Annotated in this window: 16 protein-coding genes; 12 read left to right on the forward strand and 4 right to left on the reverse strand. The window is 63.7% G+C overall.

Features of this window, described 5'->3' with window-relative positions; translation table 11 throughout:
- From AC1RRC_RS26310 to AC1RRC_RS26355, 10 genes are all read left to right on the forward strand, one after another.
- On the forward strand, nucleotides 1-2,169 hold the full coding sequence (locus tag AC1RRC_RS26310; RefSeq protein ID WP_493058562.1) for a methyl-accepting chemotaxis protein: 2,169 nt from the start codon (nucleotides 1-3) through the stop codon (nucleotides 2,167-2,169).
- 71 nt (nucleotides 2,170-2,240) lie between these two features.
- Entirely contained in the window at nucleotides 2,241-2,609 is a 369-nt protein-coding gene (locus AC1RRC_RS26315) for a response regulator (RefSeq protein ID WP_493058563.1), read from the forward strand.
- Nucleotides 2,606-2,950, forward strand: a complete 345-nt coding sequence (locus AC1RRC_RS26320) for an STAS domain-containing protein (RefSeq protein WP_493058564.1) — start codon at nucleotides 2,606-2,608, stop codon at nucleotides 2,948-2,950. Before AC1RRC_RS26315 ends, AC1RRC_RS26320 begins: the two co-directional genes overlap by 4 nt.
- Nucleotides 2,951-3,078: 128 nt before the next feature.
- On the forward strand, nucleotides 3,079-4,005 hold the full coding sequence (locus AC1RRC_RS26325; protein WP_493058565.1) for a hypothetical protein: 927 nt from the start codon (nucleotides 3,079-3,081) through the stop codon (nucleotides 4,003-4,005).
- Nucleotides 4,006-4,322: 317 nt separating this feature from the next.
- The gene (locus AC1RRC_RS26330) at nucleotides 4,323-6,164 is read left to right on the forward strand and encodes a M48 family metallopeptidase (protein ID WP_493058566.1); all 1,842 of its coding nucleotides are present in this window, start codon (nucleotides 4,323-4,325) and stop codon (nucleotides 6,162-6,164) included.
- A 92-nt stretch (nucleotides 6,165-6,256) separates the two neighbouring features.
- Nucleotides 6,257-7,321, forward strand: coding sequence for a deoxyribonuclease II family protein (locus tag AC1RRC_RS26335; protein WP_493058567.1), 1,065 nt, complete (start codon nucleotides 6,257-6,259; stop codon nucleotides 7,319-7,321).
- A gap of 89 nt (nucleotides 7,322-7,410) precedes the next feature.
- The gene (locus AC1RRC_RS26340; protein ID WP_493058568.1) at nucleotides 7,411-7,887 is read left to right on the forward strand and encodes a VOC family protein; all 477 of its coding nucleotides are present in this window, start codon (nucleotides 7,411-7,413) and stop codon (nucleotides 7,885-7,887) included.
- A gap of 44 nt (nucleotides 7,888-7,931) precedes the next feature.
- Complete coding sequence (locus tag AC1RRC_RS26345; protein ID WP_493058588.1) at nucleotides 7,932-8,279, forward strand: VOC family protein; 348 nt, start codon at nucleotides 7,932-7,934, stop codon at nucleotides 8,277-8,279.
- Nucleotides 8,280-8,311: 32 nt separating this feature from the next.
- Nucleotides 8,312-8,653: a DUF2004 domain-containing protein gene (locus AC1RRC_RS26350; RefSeq protein ID WP_493058569.1), complete on the forward strand. Its 342-nt coding sequence runs from the start codon at nucleotides 8,312-8,314 to the stop codon at nucleotides 8,651-8,653.
- A gap of 32 nt (nucleotides 8,654-8,685) precedes the next feature.
- Complete coding sequence (locus AC1RRC_RS26355) at nucleotides 8,686-9,105, forward strand: DUF1801 domain-containing protein (RefSeq protein ID WP_493058570.1); 420 nt, start codon at nucleotides 8,686-8,688, stop codon at nucleotides 9,103-9,105.
- A 26-nt stretch (nucleotides 9,106-9,131) separates the two neighbouring features.
- Here AC1RRC_RS26355 and AC1RRC_RS26360 read toward each other — a convergent pair whose 3' ends face one another.
- The 3 genes from AC1RRC_RS26360 to AC1RRC_RS26370 are packed head-to-tail and all read right to left on the reverse strand — an operon-like array spanning nucleotide 9,132 to nucleotide 14,516.
- A complete protein-coding gene (locus AC1RRC_RS26360) occupies nucleotides 9,132-11,213 on the reverse strand; it encodes a putative bifunctional diguanylate cyclase/phosphodiesterase (protein ID WP_493058571.1) in 2,082 nt (693 codons plus the stop codon).
- Nucleotides 11,213-13,927, reverse strand: a complete 2,715-nt coding sequence (locus AC1RRC_RS26365) for a response regulator (protein ID WP_493058572.1) — start codon at nucleotides 13,925-13,927, stop codon at nucleotides 11,213-11,215. Before AC1RRC_RS26365 ends, AC1RRC_RS26360 begins: the two co-directional genes overlap by 1 nt.
- Before the next feature lie 37 nt (nucleotides 13,928-13,964).
- On the reverse strand, nucleotides 13,965-14,516 hold the full coding sequence (locus tag AC1RRC_RS26370) for a YfiR family protein (protein ID WP_493058573.1): 552 nt from the start codon (nucleotides 14,514-14,516) through the stop codon (nucleotides 13,965-13,967).
- 213 nt (nucleotides 14,517-14,729) lie between these two features.
- On the opposite strand from AC1RRC_RS26370, the gene AC1RRC_RS26375 reads away from it, so the two are divergent.
- The gene (locus AC1RRC_RS26375; RefSeq protein ID WP_493058574.1) at nucleotides 14,730-16,802 is read left to right on the forward strand and encodes a TonB-dependent receptor plug domain-containing protein; all 2,073 of its coding nucleotides are present in this window, start codon (nucleotides 14,730-14,732) and stop codon (nucleotides 16,800-16,802) included.
- Nucleotides 16,799-18,097 (forward strand): ABC transporter substrate-binding protein, encoded by a 1,299-nt coding sequence (locus AC1RRC_RS26380; RefSeq protein WP_493058575.1) that lies wholly within the window; start codon nucleotides 16,799-16,801, stop codon nucleotides 18,095-18,097. Before AC1RRC_RS26375 ends, AC1RRC_RS26380 begins: the two co-directional genes overlap by 4 nt.
- Nucleotides 18,098-18,194: 97 nt before the next feature.
- Here the strand turns inward: AC1RRC_RS26380 and prsT are convergent, their stop codons facing one another.
- Complete coding sequence (gene prsT / locus AC1RRC_RS26385) at nucleotides 18,195-20,963, reverse strand: XrtA/PEP-CTERM system TPR-repeat protein PrsT (RefSeq protein ID WP_493058576.1); 2,769 nt, start codon at nucleotides 20,961-20,963, stop codon at nucleotides 18,195-18,197.
- Between the last annotated feature and the right edge of the window lie 271 nt (nucleotides 20,964-21,234).

Genomic DNA, 21,234 nt, shown 5'->3' on the forward strand with positions numbered 1-21,234 from the left:
ATGCTGAATAACTTGAAGATTGCCGGGCGGTTGGGACTGGGCTTTGGCTGTGTCGTGCTGTTGCTGGCAGTGCTGTCGTTCGTGAGCATCCAGCGGATTGCCGGCATCAATGACCAGACCAAGCTGATTTTGGAAGACCGCTACGTCAAATATGTGCTGGTGCAGGATGTGGTGAAAAACGCCCTCGACACGGCGCGTCAAATGCGTAACTTGCTGTTGGCATCGGCCGAGGCCGACGGGGAAAAGGCGCGCCGCGCGATGGAAACTAATCGCACGGAAATGAGCGATGCGCTGGGCAAGCTGCAAAAGTCTATCGTGACGGAGCGCGGCAAGCAATTGCTGAAGGAAGTCACCGACAAGCGCGCCGCGGCGGAAGGCAAGTACGATAATTTCTTTGCACTGGCAAAAACCGACCGCAAGGCCGCCACCGATTACCTGCGCAATGACATCGTGCCTGTCAACGACCTGTTCTGGGCCGCGCTCGACGCGTTGGCGCAATCGCAGGCGGACTTGATGGACAAGTCCGGCGATGAAGTGGCCGCCACCTATGACAGCACGCGCAACCTGGTGATTGGGGTGGCGCTGGGCGCGGCGGTGCTGTCGATCATCATTGCCGGCGCCATCACGCTCAGCATTACCCGTCCGCTGAGCCAGGCGGTACATGTGGCCGAGCGGCTGGAAGCCGGGGATGTCAGTGTGACCGTGGCGCAGGGCGGGCGCGATGAGACCGGTAAATTGCTCAATGCCATGCGCAGCATGGTGGGCAAGCTGAACCAGGTGATCGATGGCCAGAAGCAAGTGGTGGCGGCCGCCAACCGGGGCAACTTTGGCGTGCGCGTGGAGTTGGGCGGGCTGCAGGGCTTCCAGAAGGACCTGGGCGAAGGGTTGAACCAGTTGATGGCGACCACCGGCGCCAGCGTGGCCGACGTGGTGCGCGTGATGGGCGCGGTCTCGGCGGGCGACTTGAGCCAGACCATCGACAAGCCGTATGAGGGCGAGTTCGATGAACTCAAGAAGTTTGCCAACAATACCGTCGGCAAGCTGAACCAGGTGATTGACGGCCAGAAGAATGTGGTGGATGCCGCCAACCGTGGCGATTTCAGTGCCCGCATTGAGTTGGCGGGCATGCAGGGGTTCCAGAAAGACCTGGGCGAAGGCTTGAACCGCCTGATGGTGACGACCGGCGCCTCGATTGACGATGTGGTGCGGGTGATGGGGGCGCTGGCCGACGGCGATCTCAGCAAGACCATCGACAAACAATATGAAGGCAGTTTCGGCGAACTGAAGTCGTATGCCAACAATACCGTCACCAAGCTGCTGCAAGTGGTGACCGAAGTGAACCAGGGCGCCCAGTCGCTGGCCAGCGCCTCGGAAGAGGTATCGGCCACGGCGCAATCGCTGTCGCAATCGGCCAGCGAGCAGGCCGCCAGCGTGGAAGAAACCAGCGCCTCGCTGGAACAGATGACGGCGTCGATTTCGCAAAACACCGACAACGCGAAAGCCACCGATGGCATGGCGGCCCGCGCGGCGCAGGAAGCCACCGAGGGCGGGCAGGCGGTCGATGCCACGGTGGTGGCCATGAAACAGATCGCCACCAAGATCGGCATCATTGACGACATCGCCTATCAGACCAATTTGCTGGCGTTGAACGCGGCGATTGAAGCGGCCCGCGCCGGCGAGCACGGCAAAGGCTTTGCCGTGGTGGCGGCCGAAGTGCGCAAGCTGGCGGAACGGTCGCAAGTGGCGGCGCAGGAAATTTCCGAAGTCGCGTCCGGCAGTGTGCAACTGGCGGAACGCGCCGGCCAGTTGCTGGGCCAGATGGTGCCGAACATCAAGCGCACCTCGGACCTGGTGCAGGAAATCTCGGCGGCGTCGGAAGAACAGTCTTCGGGCGTGGCGCAAATCAATTCAGCGGTGCAGCAACTGTCGCAAAGCACGCAGCAAAATGCCGCCAGCTCGGAAGAACTGGCGGCCACGGCCGAGGAAATGAGCGGCCAGGCGGAACAGTTGCAGCGCACCATGGGCTTCTTCAAAGTCGAGACCAGTGCGTTCGGCCAGACGCAGCGGGTGCGCAAAGGTGCCGCGCCACGCGCCCCGACACGGCGTTCCACGGATAGTTCGAAGTATGCGCAATCCGGACCCGATGAAGCGCATTTCGCGAATTTTTAGCAGGGCAGGTTAGGAGGAGGGCGCATGGTGACGCCCTTCGCTGTGATGTCGGTAATCTCCAGGAGGAAAGCATGGCAAAAACTATCATGGTCATAGACGATTCGGCCTCGCTGCGGCAGGTGGTGGGGATCGCGCTCAAAGGCGCAGGGTATGACGTCGTGGAAGCAGTGGACGGCTCCGATGCGTTACACAAGCTGCCGGCACAGAAAGTCAACCTGGTCGTCTGCGACGTCAACATGCCGGTGATGGATGGCATCACCTTCGTCAAGGAGATCAAGCAGCTGCCGAACTACAAGTTCACACCCGTGATCATGCTGACCACGGAATCGCAGGAATCGAAAAAGAAGGAAGGGCAGGCGGCCGGCGCGCGCGCCTGGGTGACCAAGCCATTTAAACCGGACGTGCTGTTGGGCGCGATCCAGAAGCTGGTGCTGCCATGACTGCGCAAGTGCAGGCGGTCGATGAAGACGGCGTGGAAATCGGCGGCGCGATGGATACCGGCTATATCGCGCTCGAAGGCGAGCTGAGCATTTACCGTGCGGCGGACGTCAAGGCGCTGCTGCAAACGGAACTAAAGCGTTGCGCCGCGCTGGAAGTGGACCTGGCGGGCGTGACGGAAATCGACAGCGCGGGCATCCAGGTGCTGATCCTGGCCAAGCTGATGGCGCGCGACGAAGCCCGCGAGCTGCGGCTGGTGCACCACAGCGAGGCGGTGCGGGAAGTGTTTGAGCGGCTGGCGCTGGAGCGGTGGTTTGGAGATGCGCTGCCGATGGCGCATTGAGGGAGCGTGGGGCCGGCCTGCTGATCCGGCGCTCTGATGACCACTCATCGAGAGCGGCCGCAGCCGAATCCACGCGCCGAGCAGCCATTCCCTTGCCAGCACGACCGACTTTCCGGCACACTGTCGGTATGATTAAAAATGCAACGCGATCAGCTGCTGAACGCGCCGGTGATGCTGCGATGGTTGGCGCGGAGCGGCGTTATAAACAGCTTCGCCAGCCGACCATGCCGGTTCGCCAGTCCGCTCTATTCCTGGCGCTGCTCCTGCCTGTCGCGGCAGCTTGCGCCGTATGCCTTGATGGCAGGCGTCCGAGTCCGCGTGAGGAATTTGATGGCAGTCACGCGGTGGTTGTCGGGCATGTGACTGGACAAAAAAACCTGCTGGAAGATGCGAACGATCCGACCGGAATCACGGCCACGCTCTACCGCGTCAAAGTGCTCCGCCGCATGAAGGGCACAGCGGAGTCTTCTTTCGTTTTACGGTCTGAAAATACGTCCTCGCGCTTTCCCATGGAAACTGGCGGGGACTACCTGCTTTTTTTGAACCGGGATGGCAAGGCGTATTCTGTCGATAGCTGCGGGAATTCCACGCGAACAAGCAATGCGGACAGCGTCCTATCCGCCCTGTCGGCCGGGAATCGATCGCCGCAAGTGGCTATCGTGACCGATCTCTATCGGGCCTTTGCATTTGAGGCAGTCCTGGATGCTCCTGACACCCAAGGATTCATCGATCAACCGAGGGAAGTGCTTGTACGCTATTTCACGCCGGAGCTCGCTGATCTGCTGCGTCGAGACCGGTCATGCGCGGCAAAAAAACATGAAATTTGTCGGCTGGATTTTCTGCCTTTGTGGGGGAATCAGGACCCCACCGGCGCGGCTGTAACTATCAAGGCAGGTGCTTCGGCGGAGATCGTCATCGCCGATCTGCAGTTTTCCGGTGCCTCGTCCCGGATTACTTTTTCACTTTCGCAGACAACGTCGGGCTGGCGCATCGCCAATGTTTTATATGGGGAAAGTCGCTCGACGTTGAAAGACATATTGCAGACTAAGCTATGAAGAGGTGCTGCGCCGGCAGGTGTGTCGCTATAAGGGCTGACCGATGCCGATGATCCCGAGTCCGTTGGCCGCGCTTGCCTATGCCGCCGTAAAAATTGGCGGCTATTCTTACTTCGCCGCGCGCCTTAACGGCATCATAGGAACGAACGTACGTCCCATCCGGTTTGGTCTTGCGAAGACTGGCATTGGCTTACTGGGTGGCCTCGTCTATTTTAGGATTTAGTGCCTATATTCCAATTCCAAGCCCCTCGCACCGCCTCGCCTGTATCATGATCGCCAAGGAAGCTCTTGCTTTATAGAAACCCCGAGGTGCTCAGTTGCGATCAATTCAGGCAGTCAAACAAAATCTTTTCCGCGTCGCGCGCAATGCCGCGCTGGCGCTGTTTCTCATTCCCGGCCTCACTTTCCTGTTTACCCATCACGTCCAGAAAACCTGGGACGCACAATTCATCGCGGACGTGGAAGCACAGATCCAGCGCCAGGCGGTGGACCCAGCGATGGGCATGGCCAGTGCCATGCGCGTAATCCAGGCGACCCCGCCGTCGGCAGCGTGTAAAACCGGCGGGCCGGACCATGCCGCGTATCGGGCGGGCGCCTGTGCTGCCTTTGGCGACGTGTGGCAAGTCTACTGGATGGACCGGGCCGCCGCCTGGACGCTGCTGGCCAGCCTGGCCCTGCTGGGAGGGATCGCCGCGCTTGGCAAGATGGCTTTCGGTGGGCGCGACGCGCAGCACCGCAGCATGGTCCTGGCCTGGCGCTTGCTGGCCATGGCCAGCGCGCTGCTGGTGGTCTTGCAAAGCACGATGGTGGTGTGGTTGTCGTTTTGGGTCACCGCATTCTTCTTCCACAAGTACGTGATCAAGCTGATCGGGGTGGTTGGCATCCTGGGCGCGCTGGCCGCATTTGCCGCGGTGCGGCGGATTTTCGTCAAAGTCCCGCTGGGGATGGCGATTTCCGGTGAAGTGATCGGCGAGGCGGATGCGCCGGTACTATGGGCACGCGTGCGGGCACTGGCCACGCAACTGCGCACGGCGCCACCGCGCCACATCGTCGCGGGCATCGACGCCAACTTCTTTGTGACTGAAGGTGGCGTCACGGTCGGCGGACGTGAACTCGCAGGGCGTACCTTGTATGTGAGTTTGCCGTTGCTGCGTGTGCTGGACCAGCGCGAAGCCGACGCCGTGCTGGCGCACGAACTGGCCCACTTCAAGGGCGGCGACACCTCCAGGGGCGCGGCCCTCGGGCCGAAAATCGCGCAATTCGACACCTATTGTGCGGCCATGCGCGGCGCCGGCCTGACGCTGGTGGCGTATTGCCTGCTGGTGCTGTACCGGACGATTTTCGAACTGGCGCTGATGCGCGACAGCCGGGAGCGCGAGTTCATCGCGGACCGCGCGGCGGCCAAGTGCGTCCATGCCTTGCCGCTGGTGCGCGCGCTGATCAAGGTGGCCGCCTACAGCCGGTACCGCGAGCGCATCGAACGCGACCTGTTCGAGCGCCGCGACCGCCATGAAGGCGCCATTGGCATCGCCGAACAGGTCGCGCATGGCTTGCAGCCGTTCGCCCGCTCGACGGAGTTTCAGGTGCTGATGGAAGGCGCCAGCGTGCCGCATCCTTTCGACTCGCACCCGAAACTGCGGGAACGGATGAACAATGTCCGTTGCATGATTCCGGAAGCGGAGTACGGCCAGGTGCTCAACGATCAGGTGGGCCAGTCCTGGTCAAGCGAGATCTTGACGGGCGAGGCCATCGAAGCGCGCCTCTGGGCGGTCTACGAAGGCTACTTTGCACAGGCGCACGAGCAGGCGCTGGCGTATCGCTACCTGCCGCACGACGATGCGGAACGTGCCATCGTGCTGAAGTATTTTCCGCCGAAAGTTTTCCCGCTCGGGAAAGGCGGCAGCGCCAGGCTGGAGGTCAGGTACGACGGCATGGCCCTGCCGGACCAGCGCTGGCTGGAGTGGGGCGACGTCAAGGACCTCAAATACGAAGATGGCTATGGCGGCGATGTGCTCACGCTGACGCTGAACGAGAGGGGCGTGTTTGGCGCCAAGACCACCAAGGTCAAGCTGCCTGGCATTAAGCCGCGGCGGGACTTGCTGAAGGTGACGCTGGGGCAGTATTGGCATCGCCATAAAGTGTCGCGCAGCCAGGCATAGCACCTGCTGGTGGCCGGCGGCGGGCGGCGCCATTGACACTACAGCTCAGTTCGCCCTAAGCTTGGCTTTCTTGTCAACCTTGGGACTCCCTCATGGAAATATCCGCTCTCGACGAAAACGGCAAATCAGTAGACTGGTGGTTCGCTTACAAAGTGCCAAAGCTGGACAAGACGGGGAGCAACCCTTCGGCGACAGGCTATGAATACGTGTACTACGATCCCAATATCGGCAAGGTGGTCCAGTCGCCTAACTTGCTGATCGACGGCAAGGGGGCGCTTGACCTGACGATCGCGTCCGTATTCTCCAACCCTGCGGCGAGCACGGGGTGGATCCTTTATAACGACGAGATGCCTTCGGATGCGGGGCGCGCCGACAGCGGCAGTTTTGGGCACACCAAGGGGGTGATAGCCTTTGATACCGTCTCGAAGACCGGGCTGTGGCTGCTGCACTCCTGGCCCAAATACGCCGATCCCCAGGCCTCGGGTATGCCGACACCGATCTACGGGCAGACCTTCCTCTGCATCTCGCTCGATTTGGCCACTGCCAGCAAAATCGCCGCGCAGATGGCCAATCACCAGGAGCCGCAGGTTTATCTGTCCCGCGTCCCCGGCGATCTTGACCAGGCCGATCCGCTTTACCTCCTGACGCAAACACTCAATCCGAATGCGGCCGGCGACGCCGACGTTGTCGAGTGCGAGTCGCGCGGGGGGCTGGCGTTCAAGGTGATTGCGAAAAATCGCAAGTGGGGAAAAGACTTTTGGAACGACCTGGTTGGTCCGACGCTCAAGGAGGATATCAACGTCGAAACCTGGATTCGCGGCGAGATTCCCCCGACAACCGACAGCGATGGCGTGCACAAGACCGTCGACGTCAAGTATGTCGACTTGAGTCCCCTGGGCGTGCCCTGGACGTGGTCGGAAACCCACGATCACGCCAAGTGGGCCGTCAGCGTGGATTCCGACTGGGTCTGTGTGGGGGATATCAATCGCATGGTCTCGCAAGAGAAGCGCGGTGGCGGAACGATCGCGTTCCAGGACAGCGGACTTTGGACGGCACTGTCGAAAACCGACCTGATTGTGGCGCCGCCCGGTCAGACGCAGGCCGATGCCCAGGCGCTGATTCAGGCCACCCACGCGACGGCAGCGGCGAGCAACTGAACAGGGCCAATCTTACCCGGCTCAAGATAGGGCATCAGCCCTGTCCGGCAGCCAATGACGATTAAACCGCGGGCCCCGAAGGAGCCAGTATGACAGTCAAACGGATGGACAACGTCGGCATCGTGGTGGAAGACCTCGACGCCGCCATTGCATTTTTCACCGAACTGGGACTTGATCTCGAGGGGCGCGCCCCGGTCGAAGGCGACTGGGCCGATCGCGTCACCGGACTGCACGGCATGCGCGTCGAGATTGCCATGCTGCGCACGCCGGATGGCCACAGCCGGCTCGAGTTGTCGCGCTTCCTGGCGCCGCCCGTGGTCGCCGACCACCGCGCCGCCCCGGTGAACGCGCTGGGCTACCTGCGCGTCATGTTCACGGTGGAGGACATCGACGATACGGTCGCCCGGCTCGTCCAGCGCGGCGCGATGCTGGTTGGTGACGTGGCCCAGTATGCGGACCTGTACCGGCTTTGCTATATCCGTGGTCCCGAAGGCATACTCATCGGGCTTGCCCAGCAGCTCGGGCAGCAGGCTGCCCGGGAAAATCCCATGGAACATGACGATTGAGTTGACTTGCAGGTGCAAAAATCATTAACAAAATAGTTGTTACGATACCGACGTCCCTGCTCGACGAGTCCATTGCCTTCTATGCCGGACTACTGGATTTCGAGGTGCGGGAGCGGTACGAGCGAACCGATGGCGTCAAGTTTGTGTTCCTGAGCCATCGCGCGGGAGCCCATCTCGAACTGGTATCGGGCGGATATGTCACCGGTGGCGCTATCGGCCCCGGGGCGCCGGTCATGACGTTCATGGTGGATTCGGTCGCGCAGATGTCGCAGCGATTAAGCAACGCGGGCAAGGCCGTTCCACCGGCCAGAATCCTGCCGAGCGGCCTGGAGATGTTGCGGTTTGACGATCCGAATGGCGTAACCATCTCGTTGGTGTCGCCACCGGGGTAATGGAAATTCCACCTGTATTGAGAGGAGTCGCAATGCCAGCACACGCAAATGAAATTGAACGCCGCGAGAAGGCCGCACTGGCCGCCATTCGCGACGCATTCGGCACGGAGGCCGATGAGTACGGCGCAACGCTGTTTGTCGCGCACCACCTGGAAGAACTGGATGCCAGCTATTGGCAGTCGAACCTTGGAACTCCGGCGCCGGAGCGCGAGCGCGTTCTTGATCTCCTGGAACTTCGCGCGCATTGGGGCGATGAGGATGAGGACGGGATCGATGTCTTCGATTTCACCTTGCGCGGCAATGTCACAAACTATGCCATCAGTGTTCGATTCGATGAAGCTGGCGGCGTGGCCGACATTGCCATGGAAAGTTGACGCGAAGGCGTTTCTTTGAACCAGGGGGGAGCATGGCCGGGAACAAGACCAAACCAACGGACGCCAGTGTCGATGGCTACCTTGCCGCGCGGGCCAGCGAGCAGCAATTGGCCGATTGCCGGCAATTGATTGCGCTGTGCGAGCAAGTGACGGGGCAACCGGCGCAAATGTGGGGCCCGAGCATCGTGGGTTTCGGCAGTTACCGGTACACCTACGACAGCGGCCACGCGGGCGAGGCGCCGGTTCTCGGGTTTGCGGTCCGTGGCCGGGACATCGTCATGTACGTCATCACGGACGGTGAAGCGCAGGAAGCGTTGCTGGCCCGGATCGGCAAGCACAAGCTCGGCAAAGTCTGCCTGTACTTCAAGCGGCTCGCGGACCTGGATGGCGCGGTGCTCGGGCAGCTGGTGGCCAACTCTGTGGCGGAAGTAAGGCGGCGTTATTCGGCTTGACCAGCGGCAGGGCGGTCTGGCCGCGTCTATGCCCCGTTGCGATACCTGCCAATCCAGCTGGTCAGATCGGCTGCCGGCATCGGCCGCGCCACCAGGTAGCCCTGCATCGCGCCGCACCCGCGTTCTCCCAGCAGGGTACGCTGCGCTTCCGTCTCCACGCCTTCCGCCACCGTCTTCATGCCCAGCGCCCCGGCCAGCGCAATAATCGCTTCAATGATGGCCAGCGCGGCCCGCTCATCGAGCAATTCGCGCACGAAGGACTGGTCGATTTTCAGCACGTCGACCGGGAAGTGGCGCAGGTAGTTCAACGATGAAAAGCCGGTGCCGAAGTCGTCGATGGCGACCGCAAAGCCCAGCGCTTTCAATTCCGCCAGGGTCAGGGTGGCGCGCTGGACGTCCGTCATCAGCATCGATTCCGTCAATTCCAGCTCGAGCGCATCGGGCAGGCAGCCTTGCGCGCGCACCAGTTCACCCATCGCGGTGGCAAAGCCGGGCTGTGTAAACTGGCGGGCGGAGACGTTGACGGCGACCTGCAGCGGCGGCAGGCCCGCCTGTTTCCACGCCAGGTGCTGGCGGCAGGCTTCGCCCACCACCCAGTCGCCGATGGCGACAATCAGGCCGGACTCTTCCGCCACCGGGATGAACTGGCCAGGCGACACCATGGCGCCATCCTTGCGCCAGCGGATCAGCGCTTCCACGCCGTGCAGGGCGCCGGTGGCGAGGATGATCTTGGGCTGGTAGTGCAATTCGAATTCGCCGGCGTCGAGCGCGGCCCGCAAATCCATTTCCAGCTTCAGGCGCGCCAGGATGCCGGCGTTGAGTTCCGGCGCGTAAAACTGGAAATTATTGCGGCCCCGTTCCTTTGCCAGGTACATCGCCGCATCGGCATTGCGCACCAGGACATCGGCGGTGTCGCCATCTTCCGGGTAGCAGGCGATGCCCATGCTGGACGACACGTGCAGCGCCATGCCCATTACTTGGTAGGGTTGTTCGAGTTGCCCCAGCATCAGGTGCGCGCGCGCCGCGATGGCTTTCGAATCGCCGCCGGGACACAGCAGCACAAATTCATCGCCCCCCATGCGCGCCACCGTGTCGCCGGCGCGCACCGTGTCTTGCAGCCGCTGCGCCACCTGTTTCAATAATTCATCGCCGCTGGCGTGGCCCAGCGAATCGTTGATGTTCTTGAAGCGGTCGACATCGACAAACAGCACCGCCAGCGCGTGGCCGTCGCGCCGCGCCTGCAGCAGGGCCACGGCCAGCCGGTCGGAAAACAGGCGGCGGTTTGGCAGCCCGGTCAGTTCATCGTGGAAGGCCAGGTGTGCAATGCGCTGTTCCTGCGCCTTGCGTTCGGTGATGTCGGCAAACACCGCGATATAGTGTTCCGGTTTCCCTTCCGCGTCGCGCGCCAGGCTCATGGAAAACCAGGCCGGGAAGGCGCTGCCGTCACTGCGCCGGCTTGGCAATTCACCCTGCCACGAGCCGCCGGTATCGAGGTTTTCCCACATGGTTTGATAGCGGATGCGGGCGCCGACGTCGGCAAACAGCAGCGCCGGGTCCTGGCCCAGCACATCGGCCCGGGCATAGCCGGTGATGGCTTCAAACGCGCGGTTCACCGACACGATGCGGTTTTGCGCGTCGCACACCAGGATCGCGTCATTCGACGCTTCAAACACCTTGGCCGACAGGCGCGCGCGCATCGCCGACAGAGCCAGTTCCCGCATTGCCAGGTGGGCGCGCAGCAGGTAGCGGGTGCGGTTGGCCATCGTGCCCCAGCTGATCGGCTTGGTGATGAAATCGGTGGCGCCGCACTGGTAGGCGCGCTGGATGGAACTGTCGTCGTTGACGCCGGTGACCATGGCGATCGGCACGTCGCGCCCGGCCGGCAATGTGCGCAGCTTGGCGCACAGGTCGACGCCGTCGCCATCGGGCAGCATCACGTCCAGCATCACCAGGTCCGGCACGGTGGATTCAAACAGGGCAAGCGCCTGCCGCACGGTGCCGGCTTCCACCACGTCGAAGCCGCCTTCCTCCAGGGTCGCGCGCATCAGCAGCCGGGCCGACAATTCATCGTCGACAATCAGGATCAACTGCCGTTCGCGCGCTTCCATTACTGCTCCCGGTCGCGGATGGCGGTCAGTTCCGCCAGGGTGCGTTCAAAGTACTGCGCCAGTTCGGCAATGGCGTCAGCCAGTTCGTCGAGCTGGCCATGGCGGCCGCGCTGTTCCAGTTCCGCGCACAGCTGCGACAACTGGCGCGCGCCGACATTGGCGGAACTGTTTTTCAGCGTGTGGGCGCCGCGGAACAGCGCGGCGCCATCGCCTTGTGCCGCGGCTTCCACCATGTCCTGGTACAGGCCCGGGGACTCCATCAGCCATGCATTGAGCACGCGCAGCAGCAGACCGGGGCGCAGCTGGCGGATGGTGTCCAGCGCCTGCGCATCGATCCCGCCCGCAGTGTCCGGCGCGGCGGGGAGGGCGCTGGCCGAGGATGCCCCTGCGCCGTCGTCGCGCGGTCCCAGTTGCACCGCGTGCAGCCAGCGCCGCAGCATGTCGCCCAGCTGGTCTTGCGTAAACGGCTTCGACAGGTATTCGTCCATGCCACTGTCGATGCAGCGCTGGCGGTCGCCCGCCACCGCGTTGGCGGTCAGCGCGACAATCGGGATGTGCCGCTCCGGCCCTTCGGCGGCGCGCACCGCGGCCGTGGCCTGGAAGCCATCCATCACCGGCATCTGGCAATCCATCAGGATCAAATCGAATTGCTGGCGCTCCAGCAATGAAATCACATCGACGCCGTTGCCGGCGACTTCCGCCTCCACGCCGAGATTGCGCAGCATGGCCAGCGCCACTTCCTGGTTGGCCAGGTTGTCTTCGGCCAGCAGCACGCGGCCCCGCAGTTTCAGCACCCGGCTGCGCGCGGCGCCATTGGCGGCGCGCTGGCCCGGGCCACCCTGGCTGGTGCGCAGCGCCTGGCACAGCGCGTTGTACAGTTCGGACTGGCGCACCGGCTTGGTCAGCACTTGCGGCACCGGGCCGCCGCTGGCGCCGTGCCACTGCATGCCGGCGGAACTGAGCATGATGACCGGGATCGCCGCCAGATGTGGCTGTTGCTGCATGTATTCGACCAGGCCGGCGCCATCTTCGTCCGGCATCATCATGTCGGTCACCACCAGCTCGAACGGCGCACCGGCCTTGCCCAATTCCATGCGGGCGCCTTGCACGTCAAGCGCCTGCACCACCTGGCAGCCCCACGAGTGCAATTGCGCCGCGAGGATTTCCAGGTTGACCTGGTTATCGTCGACGATTAACACCCGCATCGGCGCCAGCATGGCGTCGTCGATGTCAAGCCCGACATCGCAGCGCGCCAGCCGCACCGCGAACTGGAATTCGCTGCCCTGGTTTTCTTCGCTGCGCATGGTGATGGCGCTGCCCATCAGGCCCACCAGCCGCTGCGAAATCGCCAGTCCCAGGCCGGTGCCGCCAAAACGGCGCGTGGTGGAACTGTCGGCCTGGGTAAACGCTTCGAACAACCCGGCCTGCTTGGCTGGGGGAATGCCGATGCCGGTGTCGGTCACCGTGAAGTGGATGTCGGCCATGGCGCCGTCTCCGTCACCGCCATCGGGCGCGGGAATGTCCATGACATCGGCGCGCAGCACCACGTGGCCGCGTTCCGTGAATTTGATGGCGTTGCTGACCAGGTTGGTCAGCACCTGTCCCAGCCGCTTGGCGTCGCCGCGCAGCATCAGGGTGCGGGTCGGCGCAGCGCAGCTTAGTTCCAATCCCTTGCCGTGCGCCACCGGCGCATAACGCTCGGCCACGTTTTCCATCAACAAGGTCAGGTTGAAAGCGCAGTCGTCGAGTTCAAACCGGCCCGCTTCGATCTTGGAAAAGTCCAGGATATCGTTGAGGATGGCCAGCAAGTCTTCGCCGGAACGGCGCACGATGCGGACAAAACGGCGCTGCCGGTCGTCCAGTTCGGTATTGGCCAGCAAATCCGTCATGCCCAGCACACCGTTCAGCGGGGTGCGGATTTCATGGCTCATCATGGCGAGGAATTCGCTTTTCGCGCGGCTGGCCGCTTCGGCCGCGTCGCGCGCGCGCACCAGATCCGCCGTCCGGCGCGCCACTTCCTGTTCCAGGTGGTCGCGGTGGCTGGCCAATTCCAGGTCGCGCGCCTGCACTTGTTCCAGCATCTGGTTGAAGCGGCGGCCCAGCTGGCCCGCCTCGTCGGCCATGCCGCTGTCCGGCGCGCGCACGCTGTAGTCGCCGTCCTGGCCGACCGCATTGGCCAGCGCCGCCAGTTTCAGCAGCGGGGCCGACAGTTTTTGTGCCGACAGTAGCGCCACGTAAGCCACCAGCAGTAACAGCACCAGCCCGGCAATGCCCGCCACCAGCATCGCTTCATACAGCGCCTGGTCGACATAATGCAGGGTCGCGCGCAATTCCACCTTGCCGATGTCGGCGCCTTTCTGGCGCACCACGGCGCTGGCGGTCATGCCGTGCGGGTCCGCGCGTCCGCCGTCTTTGCCGGTATAGGTCGCAAAGACACGGCCATCGGCATGGCGCACCGTGGCGTGCACCACTTCCGGCACCGACGCCAGCGCCTTCAGGGTCTGGTTGCCGCCATCGACATCGTCAAAGGTCAGCGGCGCGGCGCTGCCATAGGCAATCATTTCCGCCAGGCCGTCCAGCGACCGCTGCGCCTGGCCCTGCAAGGTCGCTTGCTGGGTTTTCAGGAAAACCCCCTCGAACAGCAGCAGCATCAGGGCGCACACCGCCACCACCATCCAGGTGATTTTCTGCTTGAGCAACAACTTGCTCCACATAGACGCCATCCGTACCTTCCTCGTTACCGCATCGCAGTTACCGCATATTGACGGCCAGCTTCAGCAACTGCGAGCTGACCTTGTAATTGCCGCGTTTGAGCATGTCCAGGTTGACCTTGAATTGCAGCCGTCCCTGCGATTCCACCAGCCCGATCACGCCGCCGGCTTCAGTAAAATCATCCTGGTCGCCCACCGTCAGCAAGTTGGGGTTGCCGGCGACCACTTGCGTCAGCAAGTCGCGCCCGATGTCATGGATGTACAGCAGGTGGCAAGCCGCCACGTCGCTGCCGCGCACCGTGCGCACCTGGATCGTCCGGTTTTCAATCATACGTCCCTGTACCTGTGCAAACGCCGCCTCGGTTTTCCGGTCCGGCCCGGCCACGCACAGCGTCAGCGGGCCATTCGCCGTGTCCGCGGGCCACTCGGTGAACTTGAGGAAATTGAACACCAGTGCGGCCTTGATCTGTTCCTTCGGCACCGCTCCCTGCGCCGCGCCCATCAGGGGCCACCATGCCGCCGCCAGCAGCGCCGTCATTGGCGCGGTGCGCATGGCCAGCCAGCGACCGGCAGGCAAGTTGCGGATGGCCAAGCGACTCCTTAAAGGGTGGATGGTGTTGGTTGGCGGTGAAGGGGTGTCTCAAGGCAAGTATAAGCGCATATCGGCCCGCGATCGCCCTTGTAGTGGGCGGGGCCGGACGGTTGTGGCTTGCCGTCCAAAATGTTGTGGTGGAAACGCCAAATTTGACACCACGGATGCGCTTTAGGTCTACCATGAGCCGTCGCCCGATACGGAGAACAGCGTATGCAGCGGAGTCAACGTCGGATTGCACCATGGTGGACCCTGGCCGCCGGCGCTGCGCTGGCCCTGCCGGCCCAGGCGCAGGAGCAAGGCAGGGACTTGTTCAATGTCAGCGTGGAAGCACTGCTTGACATGCCGTTCACGACAGCCAGCCGCCAGGCGCTGGCGGCGCGCGATGCGCCCGCGGTGGTGTCGGTCATCACGGCGGAAGATATCCGCCAGTTCGGTTACCGCTCGGTGGCCGATGCGCTGGTACAGGTACCCGGCATGTATGCGGTGGCCGACGGTGTCGCGCCCAATGTGGGGGTACGCGGCATCAATGCCGGCGTGCGGTCCTGGTCGCGGATACTGAAAGTCATGATCGATGGCCAACCGGTTGCCTATCGTTCCGACGCCAGCAATTTCCTCGGCGCCAGCCTGATCAACATGGCCGCCATCGAGCGCATCGAAGTGGTGCGCGGTCCCGCCTCCGCGCTGTATGGCGCGGATGCGTTTTTAGGCGTCATCAACATCATCACGCGGCCCGGCGACCAGCGCGCCTTTGCCGCCACGGCCACCATGCTGCGCGGCGCCCGGGATGGCGGCGGTGCGGCGCTGCATGCGTCGGGCCAGACCGGCGCATGGCAATGGCTGGTGTCGGCGGCGGGCGACAGCGTTGACCGTAGCGGCATGGCGCTACCCCGTTCCTCGCCGCTGTATGCGCGCGTGGTGGCGGCCGCGCGCGGCGCGGTGTCGCAGGGGGATGGCGAACGGCCGCGCACTGTGCTGCTGCGCGGCGCGTACGTGACCGACAACAGCGAGACGGCGCTGATGCTGCATGGCTACCGCCTCGATGCCGATGGCGAATTCCTGGACTTCGGCATCCTCAGCCACAACAACCGCATCGCGCTGCACCAGTCCACCGCGCGGCTGCAGCATGAATACCGGGGCTTCGAGCACTGGACTTTACGGGCCAGCATCGCGCAGGCACACGGCGGGCCGGACCAGCGCGAGCGCCTGAGCCTGGGCTCGGTCGCCACCTATCCGGTGCGGGAACTGGGTTTTGCGTCGCAAGAACTGGGGCTGGAAGCGCAATACCGCCTTGGCGACCAGCACAGTGTGGTGGCCGGGGCCGACCGCGTGCGCGACGATGAGCAGCGCATGCAGATTTTCAGCGTGGATGCCGCCAGCGGCAAACGCACCCTGGTGTCCGGCACGGGCGCCCACGAACGTATCACCAACCAGGGTTATTACCTGCAATACAGTCTCCGTCCATGGAGCTGGGCCGGCGTGACCGCCAACGCGCGGCGCGACAGCCACAGTATTTTTGGCAACAGCACCAACTGGCGGCTGGCGCTGGTTGGCAACGTCACGCCGGCGCTGGCGTGGAAACTGTTGCACGGCACATCGTACAAGGCGCCGACCGCCGCGCAACTGTATGCGCAGCCGCTGTATGCGGGCGAAGTGCTGGGCAACCTGGCGCTGCGTCCTGAAACCTCGCGCAGCACGGAAGCCGCCCTGCAATGGCAGGCCAGTCCGGACCTGGCGCTGTCCTTGAACGCGTACCGGCTGACGGTGCGCGCCAAGACCGAATTGCTGCCGCTGGGCGCGAACCTGCAGCCGCAAAACAGTGGCCGCCAGGAGGGCAAGGGCGCGGAAGCGGAAGCCACCTGGCAGCTCGGGGCGCAGCGCTGGCGCGCGCAATGGGCGTGGGCCGATACGGATGACCATTTCCAGCCGCGCCTGCAGCCGCTGCAAGTGACGCCGACCGCCAGCTATCCGCGCATGGTGGCGCGCGTCAGCTGGCAATACCTGCATCCGGCCTGGGGCCAGCTGGCGCTGGCCGCGCGCAATGTGTCGCCGCGCCGCTCCAGCAAGGTCAACAGCCAGGAAAACTTCCTGCGTCCCTACCAGCTGGCGTCGTATGCCACCGTGGACGCCAGCTGGAACCATGCGTTCGGTCCGCACCAGCTGGCGCTGCGCGTCGCCAACCTGCTGGACCGGCGTTACGCGGAACCCGGCTATGGCGGGGTGGATTTGCCGGCGCCGGGCCGCAGCGCCGCCTTCAGCTATACCTACCGTTGGGGTGCGCTATGAACAAACTTGCGGTGGCAGCCATCCTGGCCGCATCCACGGTGCTGGTGGCGGGCGGCTGCGGCGGCGGTGGCGCCAATGTGGACGCCAACCCGGCCGCTCAAACCACGCCGGGCACCTTGAAACTGGGCTTGCTGGTGTCCCGCACGGGTTCGTCGGCCAGCCTGGGGCAAATGGTGGAATATTCGTCGCGGCTGGCGGTCAAGGAAATCAATGAGGCGGGGGGCGTCAATGGCCAGCAGCTGGAATTGATTTTACGGGACGACAAGCTGGACGCCGACGCCGGCGTGCTCAGCGCGCGCGAGCTGGCGGCGCTGGACCCGGTGGCGATCTTCGGACCGTTTTCCAGCCGGGTGGCGATTCCCGTCGCGCAGCAGGTGACGATTGCCGCCGGCATCCCGTTCGTGGCCAGCGGCTCGTCGCCGCTGATCACGTCGCTGGACGACAAGGGCACCGTCTACCGCACCGTGGCGTCGGATGCGCTGCAAGGGGCGGCGCTGGCCGACCATATCATCGAACAGGGCCTGACCAAAGTCGCGCTGATCCACGTGGATGACGCGTTTGGCGTGGGCGCCAGCGAAGCGGTGCGCCAGCGGCTGGTGGCGCGCGGCTATCCGCCGCTGGCCAACATCACGTATCCGGCGACCAAGACCGTGGGCTTCGATACGGAACTGGCGGCGCTGACCGCCAACGGCGTGCCGCAAGCCGTGCTGATGGTGGGCTTTGCGCTCGATGGCGCGTCGATCGCGCGGAGCCTCAAGGAAAAACTGGGCGGCCAAATGCCGCGCCTGTTCGGCAGCGGCAATTTTGGCGCCACGTTCATCAGCAATGCCGGCGACGCGGCGCTGGGGATGCAATGGGTCTCGCCCACCGCGCCGCGCAGCACGCCGGGCTTTGCCACCTACCGCGACGCCTTTGTGCGCCAGGTCGGGCTGGAGCCGGAGGGGACCTCGTTTACCGGCTATGACTCGGTGTACCTGCTGGCGCTGGCAATGGTGCAGGGAGGCGCCAATACGCGCGCCGCGATCCTGGCCAATTTGCAAACGGTGTCCCGGCCCGATGCGCGCCCGGATGGCGCCACGCCGGTGCCGATCGGTCCCGGCCAGTTTGCGCAGGCGCTGGCGGCGCTCAAGGCCGGGCGCGATATCGACTACCAGGGGGTGGCGGGGTCGATTGATTTCGACGCAAACGGGGATCCGACCAGCGGCACGTATCTGATTTCCGAGGTGGTGCGCGGCAGTGACGGGACCATGGCGTTTGTCGAGCGCAAAGTGTTCACGTTCGCCCAGGGAAAGTAGGGCGGTAAGCCGCGGGCTTGCCGCCGTGCGTGCGTTGCCGGACTGGTGAACGCCGCCGGGCCGCATGCAGGGTGGCTTGGCCTTTGGCCAAACCACCTTACGGGAGTTGCTTCAGCAGTGCTTTGGCTTCCCCGGCCTGGGCAAATGGGGTGGCGCCGTTGAGGATGGTTTCCAGTTCCTTGCGCGCGCCCGCGTTGTCGCCGGTTTTCGCCAGGGCTTGCGCCAGGTGATAGCGAATGTCGCGTGCCTCGGGTGCGGCCGCGCTGGCTTTTTGCAGGATGGCCAGGCCGCGCGCCGCCTGGCCTTGCTGCACCAGGACCCAGCCCAGCGTATCCATCACGACCGGATGCCGCGGCGCCAGTTTATACGCCTGTTCCGCGGCCGCCACGGCGCGCGGATCGCCCAGTTGCTGGTAAGCCCAGGCCAGGTTGTTGCTGGCGGTGATGTTGGCCGGATAGCGCTGCACCAGGCCTTGCAGGTAGTCGGCGGCGGCCGGGTATTGTTTGTCGGCCAGCAGCAATTCGCCTTTATATAGCAGCACGCGCACGTCATCCGGATGCTGTTTGAGCCACTGTTCGATGCGGGCGGCGCCGTCGGCGGTCTTGCCGGACGCGCGCAAGGCATTGGCGGTCTTGATCAGCAATTCGCTGGTCGGCGACATTGCCAGCGCCCGCTCGAATTCCGGCAATGCCTGCGCCGCTTTTTTACGTGCCATCAGGATATCGCCTTCCAGCTGGAAACCGCCGGAGGATTTCGGATACGCCTTTTGCAACTGGTCTGAAATCATCAGCGCCAGGTCGAACGAGCCGCGCTTGACGTAAATCTCTGCCTGCGCCAGCTGGGCGGCGGGGAAGTCCGGCTGCATCGCCAGCGCGGCTTTCAAGTGGTCTTCCGCCGCCCCCACATTGTTCATTTGCAGGTACAGTGCCGCCACCTGCATATGCACTTGCGGCGAACGCGGCATGGCGATCGCCAGCTTTTTATAGGCGTCGACCGCTTGCGGCATATTGTTGTCGGCAATATGGCTCTTGCCCAGCATGTCCAGCAAATCCGGGTTGTCCGGATTCTTCGCCTGCAGCGCGGCGGCCAGGGTGGTGGCCTTGCGGGTTTCCCGCATCAACAGGTAATGGGTGACCAGGCGGACGCCCGGCGCAATGGCTTCCGGGTGTTCGTTGTGGGCCTTTTCCAGCCAGCGCGTGGCTTCCGGTAAATTGCGCTCGCGTGCCGCCAGCGCCGCCATGGCGGTCATGGCGTCGACATGGCCTTTGTTTTTTGCCAGGAAATCCTGCAAGTGTTTTTTCGCGGCAGTGGGATTTTTCACCTCCATTTCCAGCCGTGACAGGTTGGTCGCCGCCGGGAAATACGCTGGCTGCAGCGCCAGGGCCAGTTCGAACGCGGCGCGGGCCTGGTCCGGCGCTTTGCGTGCGGCGTAGACCATCCCTTTCAGGTTTTGGATGACCGCGTTTTTTGGCTGTGCTTTTTCCAGGTCCTGTACCGTGGCCAGCGCCTGCTCACTGCGGTTGAGCGACAGCAGGGTGGTGGTCAGTGCAATGCCGACCTGGGCATTGCCAGGGTCACGCCGAGCCGCTTCCAGCAAATCCGCCAGCGCGGCTTCGTTATTGCCCTGGCCCAGCTTGCTCAAGCCCAATGCCGTGCGCAAGCCCGCCGTATCGGGAGAGATCGCCGCGGCCTTGGCAAACAGTTCGCCGGCCTTGTTGAAGTCGCGCGACTGCATGAACGATTCACCGGCCAGCGCCAGCACTTCCGGGTCCTGGGCCGAGGTATTGAGCGCCGGCTCCAGGACCGCCATCGCGTCCGGCGTCTGGCCGGCTTTCAGCAGGGTGGAGGTCAGCAGCTTGCGGGCATACAGGTTGCCGGGGTTTTCCCGCAGGTAGCTGCGCAGGTAATACTCTGCTTGCGACAGGGACCCCATGTTCATGTTGATGGCGCCGGCCATCAACATGCTGGGCGCATGTTCGGGTGCGGCGCGCAAGACTTTTTGCAGCGAATCGAGGGCGGCCGCATCCTTGCCCTGGGTGAAGTCCAGCAACGCCTGGGTATACAGCACCATCATGCCGGTGGGACCGGAGGCCGTGGCGGCATCGAGTTCGGCTTGCGCTGCGGCGAACTTCGCCTGCGGAATCAGGATGTACGCCTTTTCTATATGGGCGGAACGGTGTTCCGGCGCCATCGCCAGGATCTGGTCCAGGGTCGCCAGGGCATCCTCATACTTTTTCTGCGAGCGCAGCAAATCCGCCGTCAACAGCAGGGCGTCGGTATTGCGGGGATCGGCTTCGCGCGCCTGGGCCGCGTACTTGGCAGCCGCCGCGGTGTCGCCCGCTGCCTGCGCCAGCCGGCCCAGGCCCAGCAGGGCGCCCGGTGACTTTGGCTGTGCCTGCAAGGCCGCCTCATACAGCGCCCTGGCGTCCTCCGCCTTGCCCAAGGCGCGCAAGGCATCGGCGCGCAGGGACAGCAGGACCGGGCCGGGATTGACGGCTTTGGCGGTCTGGTCCAGGGCTTTTTGGTATTCGCCTTGCAACAGCAGCGCCTTGGCCAGTTCGGCCAATGCCGCGTCGTTTTCATAGCCCAGGTTGATGGCGCGCCGGATTTCCTTTTCCGCCGTCAGCGCTTCGCCGGTTTCATTGTAGGTTTGCGCCAGCAGATAACGGGTTTCACCATCGTCCGGGTGTTGCTGCAGCACGTTCTTGAATTCAATCGTGGCGGCGCGTAATTCCCCCTTGGCGCGATGCTGCCGGGCCTTGGCCACCAGGGCGTCCTTGTCCTGCTCCCCGCAACCGGACAGGGCGGCGGCCAGCAGCAGGGCAATCAGCGGGGCGATCCGCAGGGACGGCGGGCGGTACGGCATAGAATTCCTCAATGAAACAACAGGTGTGCAGTCCCGCATGGTGGCATGGTTGGCGCGGAGCTGCAATATGGACTGTTTATTAAGGTCGGCGAACCGATCAGTATCCAGTTGCACAACGTGCGGTTTTATTGCCTACACTGGTTGCGGATCTCAGCAGTTCTTGAACTATTTCCAATGCACGCCGCGATTTTGCTTGCTTCTAGGCACTTTTATTTGATATCTTATCACCATGTTGTCGGGGAACTTTACAGTTACGTACGGCAACAGAGTT

Source organism: Pseudoduganella sp. GW821-FHT12E03 (assembly GCF_058807115.1).

Excerpts from the sequence above, each read along its gene's own strand:
- AC1RRC_RS26365 (WP_493058572.1), bottom strand. The coding sequence starts at position 13,927 with ATGTGGAGCAAGTTGTTGCTCAAGCAGAAAATCACCTGGATGGTGGTG.
- AC1RRC_RS26335 (WP_493058567.1), top strand. The coding sequence starts at position 6,257 with ATGGAAATATCCGCTCTCGACGAAAACGGCAAATCAGTAGACTGGTGG.
- AC1RRC_RS26380 (WP_493058575.1), top strand. The coding sequence starts at position 16,799 with ATGAACAAACTTGCGGTGGCAGCCATCCTGGCCGCATCCACGGTGCTG.
- prsT (WP_493058576.1), bottom strand. The coding sequence starts at position 20,963 with ATGCCGTACCGCCCGCCGTCCCTGCGGATCGCCCCGCTGATTGCCCTG.
- AC1RRC_RS26355 (WP_493058570.1), top strand. The coding sequence starts at position 8,686 with ATGGCCGGGAACAAGACCAAACCAACGGACGCCAGTGTCGATGGCTAC.
- AC1RRC_RS26310 (WP_493058562.1), top strand. The coding sequence starts at position 1 with ATGCTGAATAACTTGAAGATTGCCGGGCGGTTGGGACTGGGCTTTGGC.
- AC1RRC_RS26325 (WP_493058565.1), top strand. The coding sequence starts at position 3,079 with ATGATTAAAAATGCAACGCGATCAGCTGCTGAACGCGCCGGTGATGCT.
- AC1RRC_RS26340 (WP_493058568.1), top strand. The coding sequence starts at position 7,411 with ATGACAGTCAAACGGATGGACAACGTCGGCATCGTGGTGGAAGACCTC.
- AC1RRC_RS26315 (WP_493058563.1), top strand. The coding sequence starts at position 2,241 with ATGGCAAAAACTATCATGGTCATAGACGATTCGGCCTCGCTGCGGCAG.
- AC1RRC_RS26375 (WP_493058574.1), top strand. The coding sequence starts at position 14,730 with ATGCAGCGGAGTCAACGTCGGATTGCACCATGGTGGACCCTGGCCGCC.
- AC1RRC_RS26360 (WP_493058571.1), bottom strand. The coding sequence starts at position 11,213 with ATGGAAGCGCGCGAACGGCAGTTGATCCTGATTGTCGACGATGAATTG.
- AC1RRC_RS26350 (WP_493058569.1), top strand. The coding sequence starts at position 8,312 with ATGCCAGCACACGCAAATGAAATTGAACGCCGCGAGAAGGCCGCACTG.
- AC1RRC_RS26320 (WP_493058564.1), top strand. The coding sequence starts at position 2,606 with ATGACTGCGCAAGTGCAGGCGGTCGATGAAGACGGCGTGGAAATCGGC.